Raw genomic sequence first — 17,530 nt, forward strand, 5'->3', positions numbered from 1 at the left:
AACGAGCTTCCCGACTCCGAAAAAACGATCCGACGTTACTTCGTTCAAGGATGTCAAACGCTCTTTTCATGGGCGGACGTAATAGCGGCGTTCACTACTCCGCGTTAATCGGCCGCTTCGATTTCGCCCGGCGCGCGAGCATGTTCAATGCCTCGACGAAGGCGGAGAACGCCATGGCCGCGTAGATGTAAGCCTTCGGCACGTGCGAACCAAAACCCTCTGCGATAAGCGTCATACCTATCACGAGCAGGAAGCCGAGCGCCAGCATGACGACAGTCGGATTACGATCGATGAAGCGCGACAGCGGGCTCGCGGCGAACAGCATCACCATGACCGCTGCAATTACCGCGATGAACATGATCGGCAGGTGCTCCGTCATCCCGACCGCAGTGATGATGCTGTCGACCGAAAACACGATGTCGAGCACCAGGATCTGTCCGATCGCAGCCAATGCGGTCAACTGCACGGTTGTGTTCGCCTTGTCGCGGGCTTCTTCCGAATGAACGACATGGTGATGAATCTCACTCGTAGCCTTCCAGACGAGAAACAGGCCACCACCCAGCAGGATCAGGTCGCGCCACGAAAACGCGTGGCCGAACAGCGTCACGGCGGGTGCGGTCAGTTGCGCGATCCACGCGACGGTGCCGAGCAGGCCGAGCCGCAGCCCGAGCGCGAGCATGATGCCCATGCGCTGGGTGCGCGCGCGTTGTGCTTCCGGCAGCTTGTTGCTGAGGATCGAGATGAAGATCAGGTTGTCGATGCCGAGCACGATTTCCATCACGACCAGCGTGAGAAGCGCAGCCCATGCGGCGGGGTCGGCAATGAGGATGAGTAGGGCGTCCATGGGGTCCGTAAGCGAAGGGTGACGGGTAACGTCGGTATGCCGTCATCATCGCCGTCTTCATGGTGCGGATAAATCAGTGATAATCTGAGCAACATATCGATTTTTTCGAAGTGTCTGCGCTATGCTCAACTACCGCCATCTCTACTATTTCTGGATCGTCGTGAAGGAGGGCGGCTTTGCGCGCGCGGCCGAGCGTCTCGACATGGCCGTTCAGACGATCAGCGCGCAGGTGCGCGAACTGGAAAAATCGATTGGGCGTCAGTTGCTGAAACCGGCAGGGCGCGGCGTCACGATGACCGAAGCCGGCGAGACGGCATTCAATCGCGCGGAGCAGATCTTTCAGATCGGCGAGGCGCTGCTCGACGAGATGCGCGAGGCAGGCGGCGAACGTGTTGCGCGGCTCGCCGTAGGTCTTTCCGACGGCATTTCAAAGCTCGCCGCGCACGCGCTGCTGGCGCCCGTGCTCGGCACGCCGTCGCTCAGGCTGCTATGTCATGAGGGCGAACCTGCGCAGCTGCTGTCGGAACTCGCGCTCCATCGGCTCGATCTCGTCCTTGCCTGCCAGCCCGCCCCGCATAACGCGGACCTGCGCGTGGTGAGTCAGCGGCTCGTGGGGGCGCCCGTCGATTGGTATGGCCCTGCGGAGATCGTCCGCAAATCGGCCCGTGCCGGCTTTCCGCAATGCCTGGCCGATCTGCCGGTACTCCTGCCCACCGGCCATGGCGCGTTGCGAGCGCGGCTCGACCGGTGGTTCGAAGCCGCAGGGATTCGCCCACGGATCGTCGGGGAGTTCGAAGACAGCGCGCTGATGGCGGTGTTCGCCGCACGGGGCCTCGGCGTGTTTCCGCTCGCGGAACTGGGCGCAGAAGACGCGGCGCTGCTGCGCAGACTGCGCTGGCTCGGGCGGGCGGAAGGCGTGGTCGACGAGATCCACGCCATCCGCTCGCGGCGCGGGCAACATCATGCGCTCGCATCTCAGGTGGTTGCCAGCGCACGTTCCTGATCGCGCGGCGGGGTGCCGTGCCGGCTTGCTGCCCGTGCAGGTGCAGCCCCCCACGCGTTGAACACGGCGGCGAGCAAGGCGATTTCGCCGTCCGCCAGATAGTCGTCCGCGATCGTGACGGCGATGCACAGGCGAATCACCTTGCGGCGCAACGCGGGGTCATCGATCTCGTCGATCAAGGCGGCGAGGAGGGCCGCGTCGAGGTGGCCGACCGGCGGCGCGAATGGCGTGTGCGCGATCGACTGATCCTCGCACAGCGCCTGGACGATCCGAGCGAATTGCGCGGGTGCGAGGCCGAGTTCGTCCGCGATATCCAGGCTTTCGAGTGCGCGCTCTTCCGCGCTGCTGACGTGGCCGTCGGAAGTGAGAGCCAGCGCGACGATGCGTGCGGCGGCTTGAGGACTGTTGCGCGGATAGGTTCGCATGTTGGGGCTCCTGGCGCGGACGTTGTCCGCAGTGATGGTGAGCCTCAGTTTGCGTTGGGGTGGGGATCGGGTAAATCTGTTAATTCGGGAGTGAAGGTTCGGAAAATCCGAAGTGTACGCGCCGCCTTGTGTGGCACCGTCCCGATTTAACCTTCCCCGTAAATGCCCACGGAGTGGGTAGGAGAACGGCAAGCATGGCGCTAGGTCGATGTGACATTGGCTTTGTAGAGATGCAGAGTTTTCCCCGACGTTTCGAGATTTCTTCTATTCCGCTCGCCAGCAGGAAAAGCCACGCTCTCGGGAAAAGGTTTTTCAACCCCGGGGTATCACGAGCGTGGTACTCCGATCTCGCAAAATCCAGACAGATTCTCTTTTGGGAAATCAAGTGAAGCGCGCAGCATGGTCTCTGGCGTATCTGACTACAGGGGTCCTCGCGTCCTGGTTATCGGTCCTGTTCACTAGCCGATTGGCAGGCCGATACGCCTGGCCGTTGATCCATCGCCGCTGGCATGGTTGCTGGGACTTTGAACATTGCAACGTTTCGTGGCTCGGCTATGCGGTAGCCTTCCTCTTTCTTTTCGGACCGGTTGCCGTTTGGGCCATCGTGGGACTTGCGCAAGCAAGAAAGATCACTGTGTCTCGCGTTGCTACTACCATGCCGATCTTACTCGTAGGAACTGCGTTGTTTTACGTGAGCTTTTATGCCGTCGTCTGGCAGTGACCTATGAATAGCCGTTCTGACGCAATACAAAACGCCCCATCGGATAAGATACAGCTCGCCGCAATTTTCCAAATAGAAGGAGTGTTTTCAGTGATTCAACCGAGCAACGTGTTCAAGGACAACCTCGCCCAACTGCCTGCCATTGACGGTATCGAACGCATCGATCTGGTCGACGGCAAAGGCGCCGTGGTGGCAAGCATTGAGAACAAGCCGGGCAAGCAGGGTTCGCTGGCCGTGTACCACTATCTAAAGCAGGCATTCGGCACGCTGGACGCCCAGGCAGCCGAACACGGTCTGCTGGTGTTCGCCGAGCACACGGCCGACGCCCGCAACCGCCCGGGTGCGCACCCGAACGTCGACCATTTGCTCGCGATTGTGGCCGGTGGGGAAGCGTTGCGCATCGACATCGTCGCAGCGAGCTAAGCGCGAAGAAGGTCGACGAACGCCCTGAGCAGAGCCGGCATATGAGTCCGGCTCGGGTAGTACAAAACCGATCGCACGCGCAAATTCGGCCCATACTTGCGGTCAAGCGCCCTGCTTGCGGCGCAACTAGCGAGGAACATGATGAAGCAACTTCAACTGGGTGAGACGGGTCCGCAAAGCTCTGCCATCGGTCTCGGCTGCATGGGAATGTCGGGCATGTACGGGCCTTCCGACCGCGCTGAAAGCATCGCCACGATCCACGCCGCGCTCGAAGCCGGCATCACGCTGCTCGATACAGGCGATTTCTACGGCTCGGGCCACAACGAAATTCTGATCGGCGAGGCCCTGAAAAGCGCGCCGCCGTCACGCCGCGACGCGGCGATCATCAGCGTGAAATTCGGGGCCATGCGAGATCCCGCAGGTGGCTGGTCGCTTTACGACGCACGTCCCGCGGCGGTCAAAAATTTTCTCGCTTACTCGCTGCAGCGCCTCGGCGTCGAACATATCGACATCTACCGTCCTGCGCGGCTCGATCCCAATGTGCCGATCGAGGACACGGTCGGCGCGATCGCCGACATGATCAAAGCCGGTTATGTGCGGCACGTCGGTTTGTCCGAGGTAGGGGCGACGACCATCCGCCGCGCGGCAGCGGTGCACCCGGTGAGCGACCTGCAGATCGAGTACTCGCTGATTTCACGCGGCATCGAAGACGAGATACTGCCGGCGTGCCGTGAGCTCGGCATTGGCGTCACGGCGTATGGCGTGTTATCCCGCGGCTTGATCAGCGGCCACTGGAGCAAGGTCGCCGCGGGCAAAGGCGATTTTCGCGCCATGAGTCCACGCTTCCAGGGGGACAACATCGATCACAATCTCGCGCTCGTGGAAGCGTTGCGCAAGGTGGCCGATGCAAAAGGTGTCTCGGTTGCGCAGATCGCGATTGCGTGGGTTGCCGCCCAGGGCAGCGATATCGTGCCGCTCGTCGGCGCGCGCCGGCGCGATCGTCTTGCCGAAGCGCTCGGTGCGGTTGACGTGACGCTCACGGCGGACGATCTGGCTGAGATCGCGCGGGCTGTGCCGATCGGGGCTGCTGCGGGCGATCGTTACGCGGCGGCGCAGATGGCGCATCTCGACAGTGAGAAGGGCAGTCACGGACACGCTGCCTGATGCGTTGACGGGTCATGCAAACTGGGTGAGCCACGCACCTATTGGTAAAACCCGGGGAAACGCTCGAACTGCCGTTTCGCGTCAGCCGGGTCGACGCCCTCTTTCAGTACGGCGCTGGAAAAGCCCGTTCTTTCCATCTGCACGAGCTGGTCTATCAGGACGTCGCCTGTCGCGCGTAAGTCGCCCTTGAATCCAAGTCTGCGACGCAGGAGATAGGCCTGGCTGTACGCGCGCCCGTCGGTGAAATGCGGAAAGTGCAGGTCGATGCGCTCGATGCTTCCAAGTTGATCGCCGAGTGTCGCCGGGTCGGCGTCGTTGGCGAGCTGAACGGGATTCGCGGCATCGTCAGCGAGATGCTCTGACGCCGTCAAAATTGTCAGGTGGGTGCTGTTTTTCACAACGGGACCTCTGCTTTGCAGCGGGCGTCGTTGGCTGCGGCCTTGAATGGTTCCAGTCCGACGCGCCTTAGCGTTTGAATAAAAGTTTCCCGCGTTCCGCCGGTGCTGCGCAGATCGCGGTAAGTCGAAAGAATCGCCTCGACGACGTCAGGAATCTCGGCTGCGGAGAACGATGGCCCGATCACCTTGCCCGGTTGCGCAGCGCCACTCGCCTGTTTGCCGTCCGCTCCGCCGAGCGTGACCTGGTACCACTCCTGACCGTCCTTGTCGACGCCGAGAATGCCAATGTGACCGCTATGGTGATGGCCGCACGAGTTGATGCAGCCGCTGATGTGCAAATCGACTTCGCCGATGTCGTCGAGTTCGTCCAGATCCTGGTAGCGTTCGGCAATGGCTTGCGCAATGGGAATCGAGCGTGCGTTGGCAAGCGCGCAAAAATCGCCACCCGGGCACGCAATCATGTCGGTGAGCAGATGGACGTTTGCACTTGCCAGGTCCGCGTCGCAAGCCGACTTCCAAAGCAGGAACAGATCGTCGGCATGAACCCATGGCAACACGACGTTCTGCGTGTGCGTTACGCGCGCTTCTCCGGCGGAAAACCGCTCGGCCAGCTCGGCGACGGTATCGAGCTGATCCGCCGATGCATCGCCGGGTGCCTGCATCAGGCGCTTGAACGACAGTGTGACGACGCGCAGCGCCGGGTCCTTGTGCGGCGCCACGTTGCGCTGTAGCCAACGGCCAAAGCGAGGATGGAGTTCCGCTTGTACACGTAGGTCTGAGCGCGCGCTCCTGTCGCGTTCGCGGGTTCTGCTCTTCAGGGCCGGCGGCATGAACGACGCACTCACACGGTCGAACTCGGTTTGAGGGATGGTGTGTGGGCCGCCGTCGAGTTCGACTATCTGGCGGAATTCGTCGTCCACCTCGTCGATATATCGTTGACCCTCGGCCTTGACCAGAATCTTGATACGCGCCTTGTACTTGTTGTCGCGTCGGCCGTAGCGGTTATAGACCCGCACTACCGCTTCAATGTAGTTCATGATCTGCTGCCATGGCAGAAAGTCGCGCAGCACCGTGCCGACCATCGGCGTGCGACCCATCCCTCCGCCGACTGTTACCCGGAAGCCAAGCTCGCCTGCATCATTTTTCAGGAGCCGCAGACCGACGTCATGCCAGTCTGTCGCGGCCCGGTCTTCGCTCGCGCCAGTGATCGCAATCTTGAACTTGCGCGGCAGAAACGCGAACTCGGGATGAAGCGTGGTCCATTGGCGCATGATTTCGGCGTACGGCCGCGGGTCGGCGATCTCGTCCGGGGCAACGCCCGCGCGTTCGTCGCAGGAAATGTTGCGAATGCAGTTGCCGCTGGTCTGAATGCCGTGCATGTCGACGCTCGCGAGCAGGTCCATCACATCCGCTGCTTTCGAGAGGGGAATCCAGTTGAACTGCACATTGGTACGCGTGGTGAAGTGCGCGTAGTGAGTCGGCAGGTGCAAGGTGCCGAGCCGCCGCTGTGCCTCGGACGCAAGCCTGTAGACCTCGGCATCGGGCTCATCGTACTCGCGGGCGATTCGGGCGAGCATGCGCAACTGCGCGCTCGACAGCTCGCCGTACGGGACGGCGACACGCAGCATGGGCGCGTGTCGTTGCACATACCATCCGTTTTGCAGACGCAGTGGGCGAAAGTCGTCCTCGCTGAGTCTGCCGGACTGCCAGCGCTCGAGCTGGTCGCGAAACTGCGCCGCGCGGCTGCGCACGAATGATTTATCAAACTCGGTGTATTGGTACATGGTCCGGTGCGTCTGCGGCTACATAAGACGTAGCTTGTCTGGGCGTCGGTTTGGGGCGAGATCCAACGGTCGTTGATTGCGACGATAGAGGCAACGGCGATCGGCGAAAAGTAGCAGATGCCGTAAAAAATGCGCTAGCAGATGACGGGCGGGGCCGCAGGGGAGCAACCGGGTGGACGTGCAAGGGCAAACTGCTGCGGCGGAATTGTTTGCAACTGCTGCTTTTTTGCCTGGGCCACCCGACTCAAACTACGCGTGAGATAAAACAATCCTGCCATGAGAGGTGATGCCATGAACCTGTTGAAGATGACGCGAATCGTGCTGTGGAGTTTTTTCGGCATCCGCCGTGGCGCCTCACATCAAGCCGATATGGCGGGCGTCAAGCTGCCGCTGTTGCCGGTCGTCGCAGTGGTGCTCGCCGGTGGTTTCGGCGCGACGCTGTTCGCGCTCGCGAAGCTTGCGATCAACGTCGCGCATTGACCGGTGCCGCCGATCGGCTGGTAAGCACGAACACGAACGCGCCGGAAGTGTGAAGGGGTGATGCGCGCCTCATTCACCCACGCGTTCGAGCAGCGAGCCCAGCGTTTTGATCGCGTTCTCGATCTTGTCGCTCCACGGATGGCCAAAATTCAATCGAACGTGGTCCCGGAACGCGTGCCGCGCGGAGAAAACGGGTCCCGGCGCGATGCTGATACCGTGCTCAATCGCGAGACGGTGCAATTGCATGGCATCGACCTGCGGCGGGAGCTGAACCCACAAAAAATAGCCGCCTGATGGCCGCGTCCAGTGCGAATCGTCCGGCATCCAGCGGTGCAACGCAGTATCCATTGCGGCCAGTTGGGTACGGAACGCACCGCGCAGTTTCCGTAGATGCTTGTCGTACCCGCCGTGCTGAAGATAGTCCGCGATGCCCGCCTGGGCCGGAATGCTGGCCGATAGCGTGGTCATCAACTTCAGACGCTGCACCTTGTCGGCGAAGCGGCCCGCCGCTACCCATCCAATGCGGTATCCCGGTGCAAGCGTCTTTGAAAACGAACTGCAATGCATCACGAGGCCTTGCTTGTCATAGGCCATGGCGGGTAGCGGGTACGTCGGTGCATGGTGCAGTTCGCCGTAGACATCGTCCTCGATGAGCGGCACCTCGTGCTGGGCAAGAAGGTCGACCAGTGCTTTCTTCTTTTCCAGCGACATGGCCGCGCCAGTCGGATTCTGGAAGTTGGTCATGAACCAGCATGCCCGAATGGGATGTTTGTCGAGGGCCTCCGAGAGCGCCTGCAAATCGATGCCCTCAATCGGGTCGACGGGAATCTCTACCGCCCGCAAGTCGAGGCGCTCAATGGCCTGCAGTGCGGCATAGAATCCGGGCGACTCCACCGCCACGACGTCTCCCGGTCGCGTCACCGCCATCAGGCAAAGATTGAGTGCTTCCAGCGCGCCATTCGTGACGACGATTTCTTCCATTGGCTGGGCAATTCCCATTGCCATGTACCGCAACGAAATCTGGCGGCGCAGTGGCTCATTGCCCGGCGGCAGGTCGACCACGGTGCTCCAGGGACTGATTAACCGGCTTGCGTGCCCGAGCGATTTCGCGAGACGTTGAAGCGGGAAAAGCTGCGGCGACGGAAACGCCGAGCCCAGGGGAACGATATCGGGATGCTTGGCCGCTTCAAGAACCGAGAAGACGAGGTCGGTGATTTCGACCTTGGCCGACTCCAGGGCTGGTAAGGGGCGCGCCGTTTTAGGTTGTTCGAGCGCCGCGCCCGGCGCGACGTAATAGCCCGAGCGCTCACGTGCTCGAATCAATCCCCACTCTTCGAGAAGATAGTAGGCTCGAAACACGGTGGACTGGCTGACGCCGTGCTGCGTGGTGAGCTGTCTCAGCGAGGGCATGCGCGAGCCGGCAGGGCGGCTGCCCGTACGGATTTCGTTGGCCATGGTGTTGGCCAGCAATTCGAAGCGTTTCATTGAACGGCCGTGGTTCGCCTGCATTCATTCCGTGAATGTGGGTGGCCGGTCTGGTTCGATACCGCGCCATCAAGCAGGCGATGTTGCCTTGAATGCGGACGTTGGGCAAGTTGTCATGAATTGCGGTAGGCGTGTGGTTTGCGGGTCCGAGTCGGTCGGCGTAGTACTTCAACCGGTCGCCCGGACCGGCTGCTCGCTTACGGAACGGGCGGGAAGTGCCGCTTGCCGGTGTGAACCCGCAAGCGCCGGAAGCGCTCTTTCTTATGTTCTTCGTCGAAGTGGGCAAGAGACGGTTTGACCAGATCGCTGCGCGACACAATACCGACCAGCTGCAACGTTTCGGCGTCCGCGACCACGGGCAACCGTTCGAGACCGTGCACCGCGAGGCGCGTTGCGACGAGCCGGCAGGTTTCACTGGGCAATGCAAAAGCGGGGGAGCGGTGGCGCAATACGTCGGCGAGGCGCGAGTCGAGCGCATGCCCGGTCTCGTCATCGCGAACTCTTTCCAGTACCGTGCGATCGACGACGCCTGCCAGCACGCCCCGACGCACGACCGGATAGGCGCGATGTGTCTGCGTCGTACCGAAGTACGTTTCCAGCGCTTCGCCCACCGATAGATCGCCATCGATCGTCTCGACGGTACGCGACATCACCTCGTCGACGTGGTGGCGCTCAAGCGGATCGACGCCATATTCCCGGTAGATGTGATAACCGCGCCGGGCAATTTTCTCGGTCATGATGGAGCGCCTCATGACGACCGTGGCAAACCCGTGCGCGACCAGCGTCGCGGCGAGCAGCGGCAGCAAGGCGTTACTGTCGTGCGTGAGGCCGAAGGCAAACACGATGGCGGTCAGCGGCGCGCCCAGCGTGGCGCCGAGCGTGGCCGCCATGCAGACGAGCGGCCACAGGGCGGGCTCGCCACCCGGCAGCACGTGGCTGAACACGACGCCGAGCCCCGCACCCAGCATGAGCAACGGAGCAAGGACGCCGCCCGAGGTGCCCGAGCCCAGCGCCACGACCCAGATGAGCGCCTTCACGACCAGGATCGCCAGCGCGATCTGGATGGCAATGTGCTGATGCAACAGGTCGCCGATCACGTCGTAGCCGACGCCCAGCGCGCGCGGTTCAAAAAAACCGCCGATGCCGACGACGAGGCCGCCGAGCGCGGGCCACCACATCCAGTGGATGGGCAGCTTGCCGAACAGGTCTTCGGTCTTGTAGAGCGCGGCCGACAGACCCGACGCGAGCGCGCCGGACATCAACCCTGCGATAACGCAGGACACCAGCGACATGGCGCCAGGCGGCGCGGTCTCCAGCGGAAACAGCGGCCCGGTGCCGAAGAATGCCGCGCGCGCAAAGCCCGCGACCGCGCATGCAAGGGCGACCGGCAGAAAACTGCGCGGACGCCATTCGAACAGCAGCAGTTCGACCGCGAGCAAGACGGCCGCCACCGGCGTGCCGAACACAGCAGTCATCCCCGCCGCCGCGCCGGCAACCAGCAGCGTCTTGCGTTCCGCGGAGGTGACCTTCACGCATTGCGCGATCAACGAGCCCAGCGCGCCACCCGTCATGATGATCGGGCCTTCCGCGCCGAACGGCCCGCCACTGCCGATCACAATGCCGGACGACAGCGGCTTGAGAATCGCCACTTTCGGCGACATGCGGCTCTTGCCGAACAGGATGGCTTCGATCGCTTCAGGAATGCCGTGCCCGCGGATCTTCTCCGAGCCGTAACGGGCCATGAAACCGACGATGAGTCCGCCGATCACAGGGATGATGACCACCCAGATACCCAGCGTGTTGACGGCCGGCGAGCGGTCCGCAAACGAGAATTGCTGGAAGAAAAACAGATTGGTGAACAGATGAATCAGGCTCAGCAGCACGAACGCCGCGAGCGTGCTGAGGGCGCCGATCCCCGCAGCGAGTGCGGAAATGCCGGGAAGCCGCGCGTTGGTGGAAAAGTCGCGCTTATGGGTATCGAGACTCATGGTGACTCAATAATCGATCTGAGGGACGTTAAAGGCACCTTTGAGGGACTTCAGTTCGGCACGGTGCATCTGGGCGAGACGGGCAAGCACCTGCTCGCCTGCTTTCAACAGATGAACCTCGACCTGGCGGCGGTCGGTCTCGCTGACCTGTCTGCGGACCAGATCGAGCGCCTCACAGCGGGACACGAGCGCGACCACGCCGTGATGCTGCGCCTGGAGCCGTTCCGCCAGCTCGCCGACGGTTGCCCAGTCGCGCTCCGGATAACCTTTAATGTGCAGAAGCAACAGATACTGCAACGGCGTAATGCCTTCGCCCTGGGCGGCCTGTTCGGAAAAACGCTCGAAGCGCCGCATCTGATAGCGAAACTCGGACAGTTGCTCGAAGTCCGCCTTGGTCAGGTTGCGAGCGAGGGTTTTCATCGGCGTTCCGTGCAGAATAGGTGAAGCGAAAATTATATCATGACGTGATATTTATGCCCGTGTTCGAACCTTGGCGCGCATGACACGGGTTATGCCGCGCGTTGTTGTTGCTGAGCGTAAGCCTGGCGATACAGACCGGCGATGAGGTCGGCCTGCGTGATCATTCCAGCCAGCCGCCGCTTCGAGTCCAGAACCGGGATGTGGTGGTGCCCGTAGTTCGCAAACACTGGCACCAACTCGACGATCGGCGTGGTCAGGTCGACGGTATGAACGTCGACGTTCATCAGCGCGCCGACCAGCGGCGCCGGCGTGATACTGCGCCGCACCCAGCGTTGCAGGGGAGACGACAGACCGGCCCCTCTGCTGAACGCGCGTTTGTCGACCAGGTCGGCGCGGGTCATGATGCCGATAACGTGCTGCTTCTCGTCGGTGACCGGCAGTGCCTTGAGGTGGCGCTGTTTCAGCAGACTCCATGCGGCGGAAGCTCTGGTGACGGCCGACACGGCGACGAGGGAGCGCGACATGATGTCCGCACAGGTCAGTTCGTTGAACGTACGGGCGTAGGCCTGCAACTGAACATCGCGCAGCAGGGATTCCAGATCGTCCGTGTCGATATCGAGCAATTCACCGCGCCGGTTCAGCACCGCCTCGAGGTCCGAGCGGGTGAAACCTTCGTTCGACACCGCCGCCGCCGATGCCGCCGTGCCTTTCCCCGAGTTCTGCGCGACATGCGGGTATCGGTGCCCGGTAGCAGCGTGATAGGTGATGGCTGCGCACAACAGCATCAGTGACTGGATCGCTATCGGTTCGGCCACAAAGCGGTAGCCCAGAGCGTGTACTGCCGGACCGCCAAGGACAGCAGTCAAGGCCACCGCGCCCGACGGCGGGTGAACGCACCGCAGCGCAAACATCGCACAGATCGCCAGCGCGACGGCCAAAGCGGCGGCGCCCACCGGATCGGCGATCCAGCTTGCACAGGCAACGCCGACCGTAGCGGAGACGAGATTGCCGCCGATGATGGACCACGGTTGCGCAAGCGGACTGGCAGGAACCGCGAACAGCAGCACGGCCGAAGCACCCATAGGCGCCACGAGAAGCGGAATGTTCGCCGCCGGTCCGAGAAGGACGTGCATGGTCCCGCCGGTGAACGCGATCCCCAGCAATGCACCGAGACACGATCTGAAGCGTTCCGGCCACCGGACGGCAATGGGATGAGGGGCAAAGCTGGAAAACCAGCGGATGAGGGCGTCTCGGGACAAGGTTGGAATAGGAAGGTGAGGGGCGGTATCGCATGGAACGAGGCCACACCTTACGGCCAAATCCTCGCTAAGCGAAAGAACGCATCGTCATGATTATATTTCATTGTGATATAAAATGCGGACGCCGCTTCTCGTGACGGTCCTTGCGTCACGGTGCGAAATCGCGCGCTCACGCGCGCGCAGACGCTTCCAGTTCAGCAAGACGCTTGCGCAGCAAGCGATCTTCCTGGAAGCGGCTGGTTTCGTCGCGGATGACGGCGACGATGCCTGTGAGCTCGTTTTGCGGCGAATGGAGCAATGCAACCGTAAAGGCAATCGATAGTGGCCGGCCGTCCTTATGCGCGGCGGGGACACGCAGCACGTCGTTGCCATAGCGGGTTTCGCCCGTTGCCATGGTCTTGTGATAGCCGTCCCAATGGCGGCCGCGCAAACGTTCCGGAATGATCAGATCCAGTGACTTCCCCAGCGCCTCGCTTTGCGTGAAGCCGAACATGCGTTCAGCGGCAGGGTTCCACAACGTGATGCTGCCGCTGGCATCGGAGATGATGATCGCGTCGCCGATTGCGTTGACGAGTTGCTCGAAGTCGATGGCTGTAGACATGGCGCTCCCCCGAATGTAAAACGCAAATCCCTGAATAGAATACGGCGTCCACGCGGGACGCCGTATCCGCAGGCCCAGGCATTCCCATGGACCTGCGGCGGAACACCATTAAACCGCTTTGATTTCGTGCAGGTTGAAGATGTCCTGCTTGCTATAGCCGAGACTCGCCAGCACCTCGTCCGTATGCTCACCGAGCAGCGGCGACGCGGTGACCTCCGGCTTCATGTCCGAGAACTTGATCGGACTACCGACCGTCAGATATGTGCCGCGCTTCTTGTGCGGCACTTCGACGATCGTGCCGCTCGCGCGCAGCGAAGGATCGTTGGCCAGTTCCTTCATCGTCAGCACCGGTGCGCACGGAATGTCGAACTTGCGCAAGATGTCGACCGCTTCGAATTTGGTCTTGTCGGCGAGCCAGCCTTCGATCGTGCCGAAGATCTCGAAGATATGCGGTTGACGCGCTTCCGCGGTTTTGTAGGCCGGGTCGTCAATCCACTCGGGTTTGCCGAGCGCCTTGCAGATCGGCTCCCATGCATGGCCCTGAATCGTGAAGTAGATGTACGCGTTCGGATCCGTCTCCCAGCCCTTGCACTTGAGCACCCAGCCCGGCTGACCGCCGCCGCCCGCATTGCCGCCGCGCGGTACTACATCGCTGAATTCGCCGTGCGGATACTGCGGATATTCCTCGAGATAGCCCACGCGCTCAAGCCGCTGCTGATCGCGCAGCTTCACGCGGCACAGATTCAGTACGCTGTCCTGCATCGACACGGCGACCTTCTGGCCTTTGCCCGTTTTGTCGCGCCCTATCAGCGCGGTCAGAATGCCGATGGCCAGATGCATGCCGGTGTTGCTATCGCCGAGCGCCGCGGCGCTGATGGTCGGCGGACCGTCCCAGAAGCCCGTGGTGGAGGCCGCGCCGCCGGCGCATTGCGCGACGTTTTCATAGACCTTCAGGTCGTCGTAGTGATGGCCGTCGCTGAAGCCCTTCACCGAGGCGACGATCATCTTCGGATTGAGTTCGTTGAGACGTTCCCATGAAAAGCCCATCCGGTCCAGGGCGCCCGGGCCGAAATTCTCGACTAGAACATCGGATTCGCGAATCAGCTTTTCGAGAACTTCCTTGCCTTCGGGCTTTTTCGTGTCCAGCGTCAGCGACTTCTTGTTGCTGTTGAGCATCGTGAAGTACAGCGCGTCGGCGTCGGGAATGTCGCGCAACTGGTTGCGCGTGACATCGCCTGAACCCGGCCGTTCAACCTTGATCACGTCGGCGCCGAACCACGCCAGCAACTGGGTGCACGCGGGACCGGCCTGAACGTGGGTGAAGTCGATGATCTTGATACCTTCGAGCGGTTTGGTCATTTTGTATCTCCGTGGTTGCTGTGGATTACTTTTTCATTGCCGCGCTTTGCGGATTCAGATTGGTCAGGCGGCCGCTTTCGGTACCGGCCGCTTCATCGATGACGGCATTGATCAAGGTCGGCTTGCCCGATGCGATGGCTTCCAGCAGCGCCTTCGTCAGCTCTTCCGGGGTGGTGGCGTGGTGGCCGACGCCGCCGAATGCCTCGATCATCTTGTCGTAGCGCGCGCCCTTCACGAACACGGTCGGTGCAACGTCCTTGCCGCCCGTCGGGTTCACATCGGTGCCGCGATACACGCCGTTGTTGTTGAACACGATCGTGCAAACCGGCAACTCGTAACGGCAGATGGTTTCGAGTTCCATGCCGCTGAAGCCGAACGCGCTGTCACCCTCGATCGCGACGACCGGTTTGCCGCTCGTCACCGCCGCGCCGATCGCGAAGCCCATGCCGATGCCCATGATTCCCCACGTGCCGGAATCGAAGCGTTTGCGCGGCTCGTACATGTCGATGATGCTGCGCGCGTAGTCGAGCGTGTTCGCGCCTTCGTTGACGACGTTGATGTCCGGGCGCGTCTTCAGTACATCGCGAATCGCACGCAATGCGCTGTGGAAGTTCATCGGCGACGGGTTCTTGTCGAGCGTGGCGGCCATCTTCTCGAGGTTCTTGCTCTTGCGCTCGGCGATCGCGCCGGTCCATTCGGTGTTCGGTTTCGCGAAGCCCGCATCGAGACCGGCACGCAGTGCCGCCACGCACGAGCCGATATCGCCGATCACCGGCGCCGCGATCGCGACGTTGCTGTCGATCTCGGTCGGTGAAATATCGACCTGCACGAAGCGCTTGGGCGCCGCGCCCCACGTTTTGCCTTTGCCGTGCGAGAGCAGCCAGTTCAACCGTGCGCCGATCAGCACGACAACATCGGCTTCCTGCAGCACGAACGAGCGTGCCGCCGACGCCGATTGCGCGTGCGTGTCGGGCAACAGGCCCTTGGCCATCGACATCGGCAGATACGGAATGCCGCTTTGTTCGACGAACGCGCGAATCTCGGCGTCAGCCTGCGCATACGCCGCGCCCTTGCCGAGCAAGATCAGCGGACGCTTGGCGCTCTTCAGCACGTCGATTGCACGCTTGACCGATTCCGGCGCCGGCAGCTGACGCGGCGCGGCGTCGACCACTTTGATCAGCGACTGCTGCGCCTTCACGGCATCCAGTGTTTGTGCGAGCAGCTTGGCCGGCAAGTCCAGATACACGCCACCCGGACGACCCGACACCGCGGCACGAATCGCACGCGCCACGCCGATGCCGATGTCTTCCGCATGCAGCACGCGATACGCAGCCTTCGCATACGGCTTGGCCGCATTCAGCTGATCCATTTCTTCGTAATCGCCCTGCTGCAGATCGACGATCTCGCGCTCGCTCGAGCCGCTGATCAGGATCATCGGGAAGCAGTTGGTGGTCGCGTTGGCGAGCGCGGTCAAGCCGTTCAGAAAGCCGGGCGCCGACACCGTCAGGCAGATACCTGGCTTCTGCGTCATGAAGCCGGCGATAGCCGCTGCGTTGCCCGCATGCTGTTCATGACGAAAGCCGATGAAGCGCATCCCTTCTGCTTGTGCAAGGCGCGCCAGGTCCGTGATGGGAATCCCGACCAGTCCGAAGATGGTGTCGATGTCGTTTAGTTTCAGCGCATCGATGACGAGATGGAATCCGTCGGTCGTCTCGGTTGCCTGTTGCTTCAGCTTATTTTCTGTTGTGGGGCTGTCGGCTTCTGCCATGATGTCTCTCCTTGGTCGCGGGACGTTATGGGGTTTGTCGTGAGCGGTGCGCTCGCGTTGTCATTTATTCAGATGGGGTGCTGGACGACGGCTGCAGCCGCGCTTCGGCGAGGACCGCGCCGGCTGGGGCGCCCCCCGAGTTCTCGATCCAGCGCTTTCTCATGGGGGCGAGGATGAATTTAGCGGACACGGCGGCCGCGATCGACACCACCGCCGCCGAGATAAACACGGTGCTCCATCCGCCGTTCGCGGACAGCACCGATGCGATCGGCACCAGCATCGACGCCGTACCCTTCGCGGTATAGAGCGTCCCTGCGTTGGCCGCGGCGTATTTGCTGCCGAACGTGTCCGCGCAGGTCGCCGGGAAGATCGAGAAGATCTCGCCCCAGCACAGGAACACGGCGGCCGCGAAGAACATGAATGCGTACGGGTTGTGGCCGAACTGCATCAGCCCGAGCAGCGCGACGCCTTCGCCGAGGAAGATCATGAACATGGTGTTTTCGCGGCCGATGCGGTCCGACAGAAAGCCACACAACGGACGCGTGAAGCCGTTGCAGAGGTTGTCGATCGACAGCGTCATCGTGAGCAGCGGCAACGTGATGCCCAGCAGATTCACCGGCATCTTGGCAAAGCCGTATTCCTTCGCAATCGGTCCTAGCTGCGCGGTTGCAATGATGCCGCCGGCCGCGACGAACACGAACATCAGGTACAGCACCCAGAACAGCGGCGAACGGATCATCTCGCCGGGCGTGTAGTCGATCTTGCTTGAGACCACGCGTTTGGCCGCGACTGCGGTGGCGGGCGGCTTCGGCCGTACCAGCATGGTGGCGAGCAACAGAATGCAGACGCCCTGAAAAATGCCGAAGAACATGAACGTGTACTCGTAGCCCGAGCGCTGAATCATGTTGGCGATCGGAATCACGGTCACGGCCGCGCCGGCGCCGAAGCCCGCCGCGGTCAAACCGGCCGCGAGACCACGCTTGTCCGGAAACCATTTGAGCGCCGTGCCGACGCAGGTGCCATACACGCAACCCGCGCCGATACCGGCGATCACCGCCGCGATGTAGAGCTCGACGAGACTGCTCGCATGCGCGTTGATGACCCAGCCGAGCGCCGCGCACAGCGAACCGCCGATCACGACCGGACGCGGCCCGAACTTGTCGACGAGCCAGCCTTCAATGGGTACGAGCCAGGTTTCCGTGACGATGAAGACCGTGAACGCGGTCTGGATGGCCGCCTGGCCCCAATGGTGGGCGTTGTCCATCGGTACGACGAACAGCGTCCACGCATACTGCAGATTCGCGACCAGCCCCATGCACACGATGCCGATCGCCAGTTGCACCCAGCGGTTTTGCCTGAACGCTGTACTGCCTGTTCCGGGTACGGTGGAATGTCCCATGTCTTTCGT

General features: G+C 62.0%; 16 protein-coding genes. 4 read left to right on the forward strand and 12 right to left on the reverse strand.

Annotated elements, in window-relative coordinates; translation table 11 throughout:
• Positions 1-94: 94 nt before the first annotated feature.
• The gene (locus P0D84_RS22650; RefSeq protein WP_408340560.1) at positions 95-844 is read right to left on the reverse strand and encodes a TerC family protein; all 750 of its coding nucleotides are present in this window, start codon (positions 842-844) and stop codon (positions 95-97) included.
• A gap of 121 nt (positions 845-965) precedes the next feature.
• Here P0D84_RS22650 and P0D84_RS22655 point away from each other — a divergent pair, with 121 nt between their 5' ends.
• Entirely contained in the window at positions 966-1,847 is an 882-nt protein-coding gene (locus tag P0D84_RS22655) for a LysR family transcriptional regulator (protein WP_408340562.1), read from the forward strand.
• Here the strand turns inward: P0D84_RS22655 and P0D84_RS22660 are convergent.
• Positions 1,820-2,272 carry a TerB family tellurite resistance protein gene (locus P0D84_RS22660; RefSeq protein ID WP_408340564.1) on the reverse strand — a complete coding sequence of 151 codons (453 nt, stop codon included), beginning with the start codon at positions 2,270-2,272 and terminating at the stop codon, positions 1,820-1,822. The genes P0D84_RS22655 and P0D84_RS22660 overlap by 28 nt on opposite strands.
• 811 nt (positions 2,273-3,083) lie before the next feature.
• On the opposite strand from P0D84_RS22660, the gene P0D84_RS22665 reads away from it, so the two are divergent.
• Together P0D84_RS22665 and P0D84_RS22670 are read left to right on the forward strand one after the other, a co-directional pair.
• Complete coding sequence (locus P0D84_RS22665; protein WP_408340566.1) at positions 3,084-3,416, forward strand: DUF2322 family protein; 333 nt, start codon at positions 3,084-3,086, stop codon at positions 3,414-3,416.
• Between the two features lie 141 nt (positions 3,417-3,557).
• Positions 3,558-4,580, forward strand: coding sequence for an aldo/keto reductase (locus P0D84_RS22670; protein ID WP_408345909.1), 1,023 nt, complete (start codon positions 3,558-3,560; stop codon positions 4,578-4,580).
• A 38-nt stretch (positions 4,581-4,618) separates the two neighbouring features.
• On the opposite strand, the gene P0D84_RS22675 is transcribed toward P0D84_RS22670, so the two are convergent.
• The gene (locus P0D84_RS22675; RefSeq protein WP_408340568.1) at positions 4,619-4,978 is read right to left on the reverse strand and encodes a DUF934 domain-containing protein; all 360 of its coding nucleotides are present in this window, start codon (positions 4,976-4,978) and stop codon (positions 4,619-4,621) included.
• On the reverse strand, positions 4,975-6,762 hold the full coding sequence (locus P0D84_RS22680) for a nitrite/sulfite reductase (protein ID WP_408340570.1): 1,788 nt from the start codon (positions 6,760-6,762) through the stop codon (positions 4,975-4,977). The genes P0D84_RS22675 and P0D84_RS22680 overlap by 4 nt, the downstream gene beginning before the upstream one ends.
• Positions 6,763-7,053: 291 nt before the next feature.
• Here P0D84_RS22680 and P0D84_RS22685 point away from each other — a divergent pair, with 291 nt between their 5' ends.
• On the forward strand, positions 7,054-7,242 hold the full coding sequence (locus tag P0D84_RS22685) for a DUF2970 domain-containing protein (protein WP_408340572.1): 189 nt from the start codon (positions 7,054-7,056) through the stop codon (positions 7,240-7,242).
• A 69-nt stretch (positions 7,243-7,311) separates the two neighbouring features.
• Here P0D84_RS22685 and P0D84_RS22690 read toward each other — a convergent pair whose 3' ends face one another.
• The 8 genes from P0D84_RS22690 to oxlT all read right to left on the reverse strand — a co-directional run bounded on the left by P0D84_RS22690 (position 7,312) and on the right by oxlT (position 17,521).
• Positions 7,312-8,727 carry an aminotransferase-like domain-containing protein gene (locus P0D84_RS22690; protein WP_408340574.1) on the reverse strand — a complete coding sequence of 472 codons (1,416 nt, stop codon included), beginning with the start codon at positions 8,725-8,727 and terminating at the stop codon, positions 7,312-7,314.
• 197 nt (positions 8,728-8,924) lie between these two features.
• Positions 8,925-10,715, reverse strand: coding sequence for a chloride channel protein (locus P0D84_RS22695; RefSeq protein WP_408340576.1), 1,791 nt, complete (start codon positions 10,713-10,715; stop codon positions 8,925-8,927).
• 6 nt (positions 10,716-10,721) lie between these two features.
• The gene (locus P0D84_RS22700) at positions 10,722-11,135 is read right to left on the reverse strand and encodes a MarR family winged helix-turn-helix transcriptional regulator (RefSeq protein ID WP_179740310.1); all 414 of its coding nucleotides are present in this window, start codon (positions 11,133-11,135) and stop codon (positions 10,722-10,724) included.
• Between the two features lie 89 nt (positions 11,136-11,224).
• Positions 11,225-12,394 carry an HPP family protein gene (locus tag P0D84_RS22705; RefSeq protein WP_408340579.1) on the reverse strand — a complete coding sequence of 390 codons (1,170 nt, stop codon included), beginning with the start codon at positions 12,392-12,394 and terminating at the stop codon, positions 11,225-11,227.
• Between the two features lie 169 nt (positions 12,395-12,563).
• Entirely contained in the window at positions 12,564-12,995 is a 432-nt protein-coding gene (locus P0D84_RS22710; protein ID WP_408340581.1) for a PAS domain-containing protein, read from the reverse strand.
• Between the two features lie 108 nt (positions 12,996-13,103).
• The gene (frc, locus tag P0D84_RS22715) at positions 13,104-14,354 is read right to left on the reverse strand and encodes a formyl-CoA transferase (RefSeq protein WP_408340583.1); all 1,251 of its coding nucleotides are present in this window, start codon (positions 14,352-14,354) and stop codon (positions 13,104-13,106) included.
• Positions 14,355-14,379: 25 nt separating this feature from the next.
• Positions 14,380-16,122, reverse strand: coding sequence for an oxalyl-CoA decarboxylase (gene oxc, locus P0D84_RS22720; protein WP_408340585.1), 1,743 nt, complete (start codon positions 16,120-16,122; stop codon positions 14,380-14,382).
• Positions 16,123-16,186: 64 nt separating this feature from the next.
• On the reverse strand, positions 16,187-17,521 hold the full coding sequence (gene oxlT / locus P0D84_RS22725; protein ID WP_408340587.1) for an oxalate/formate MFS antiporter: 1,335 nt from the start codon (positions 17,519-17,521) through the stop codon (positions 16,187-16,189).
• Positions 17,522-17,530: the final 9 nt, after the last annotated feature.

Source organism: Paraburkholderia sp. RL17-337-BIB-A, from assembly GCF_046025895.1.
In the GTDB taxonomy this organism is placed as follows: Bacteria; Pseudomonadota; Gammaproteobacteria; order Burkholderiales; family Burkholderiaceae; genus Paraburkholderia; species Paraburkholderia fungorum_C.

Coding starts and splice junctions, on each gene's coding strand:
- P0D84_RS22650 (WP_408340560.1), bottom strand. CDS start 844: ATGGACGCCCTACTCATCCTCATTGCCGACCCCGCCGCATGGGCTGCG.
- P0D84_RS22655 (WP_408340562.1), top strand. CDS start 966: ATGCTCAACTACCGCCATCTCTACTATTTCTGGATCGTCGTGAAGGAG.
- P0D84_RS22660 (WP_408340564.1), bottom strand. CDS start 2,272: ATGCGAACCTATCCGCGCAACAGTCCTCAAGCCGCCGCACGCATCGTC.
- P0D84_RS22670 (WP_408345909.1), top strand. CDS start 3,558: ATGAAGCAACTTCAACTGGGTGAGACGGGTCCGCAAAGCTCTGCCATC.
- P0D84_RS22680 (WP_408340570.1), bottom strand. CDS start 6,762: ATGTACCAATACACCGAGTTTGATAAATCATTCGTGCGCAGCCGCGCG.
- P0D84_RS22685 (WP_408340572.1), top strand. CDS start 7,054: ATGAACCTGTTGAAGATGACGCGAATCGTGCTGTGGAGTTTTTTCGGC.
- P0D84_RS22690 (WP_408340574.1), bottom strand. CDS start 8,727: ATGAAACGCTTCGAATTGCTGGCCAACACCATGGCCAACGAAATCCGT.
- P0D84_RS22695 (WP_408340576.1), bottom strand. CDS start 10,715: ATGAGTCTCGATACCCATAAGCGCGACTTTTCCACCAACGCGCGGCTT.
- P0D84_RS22700 (WP_179740310.1), bottom strand. CDS start 11,135: ATGAAAACCCTCGCTCGCAACCTGACCAAGGCGGACTTCGAGCAACTG.
- P0D84_RS22710 (WP_408340581.1), bottom strand. CDS start 12,995: ATGTCTACAGCCATCGACTTCGAGCAACTCGTCAACGCAATCGGCGAC.
- frc (WP_408340583.1), bottom strand. CDS start 14,354: ATGACCAAACCGCTCGAAGGTATCAAGATCATCGACTTCACCCACGTT.
- oxc (WP_408340585.1), bottom strand. CDS start 16,122: ATGGCAGAAGCCGACAGCCCCACAACAGAAAATAAGCTGAAGCAACAG.
- oxlT (WP_408340587.1), bottom strand. CDS start 17,521: ATGGGACATTCCACCGTACCCGGAACAGGCAGTACAGCGTTCAGGCAA.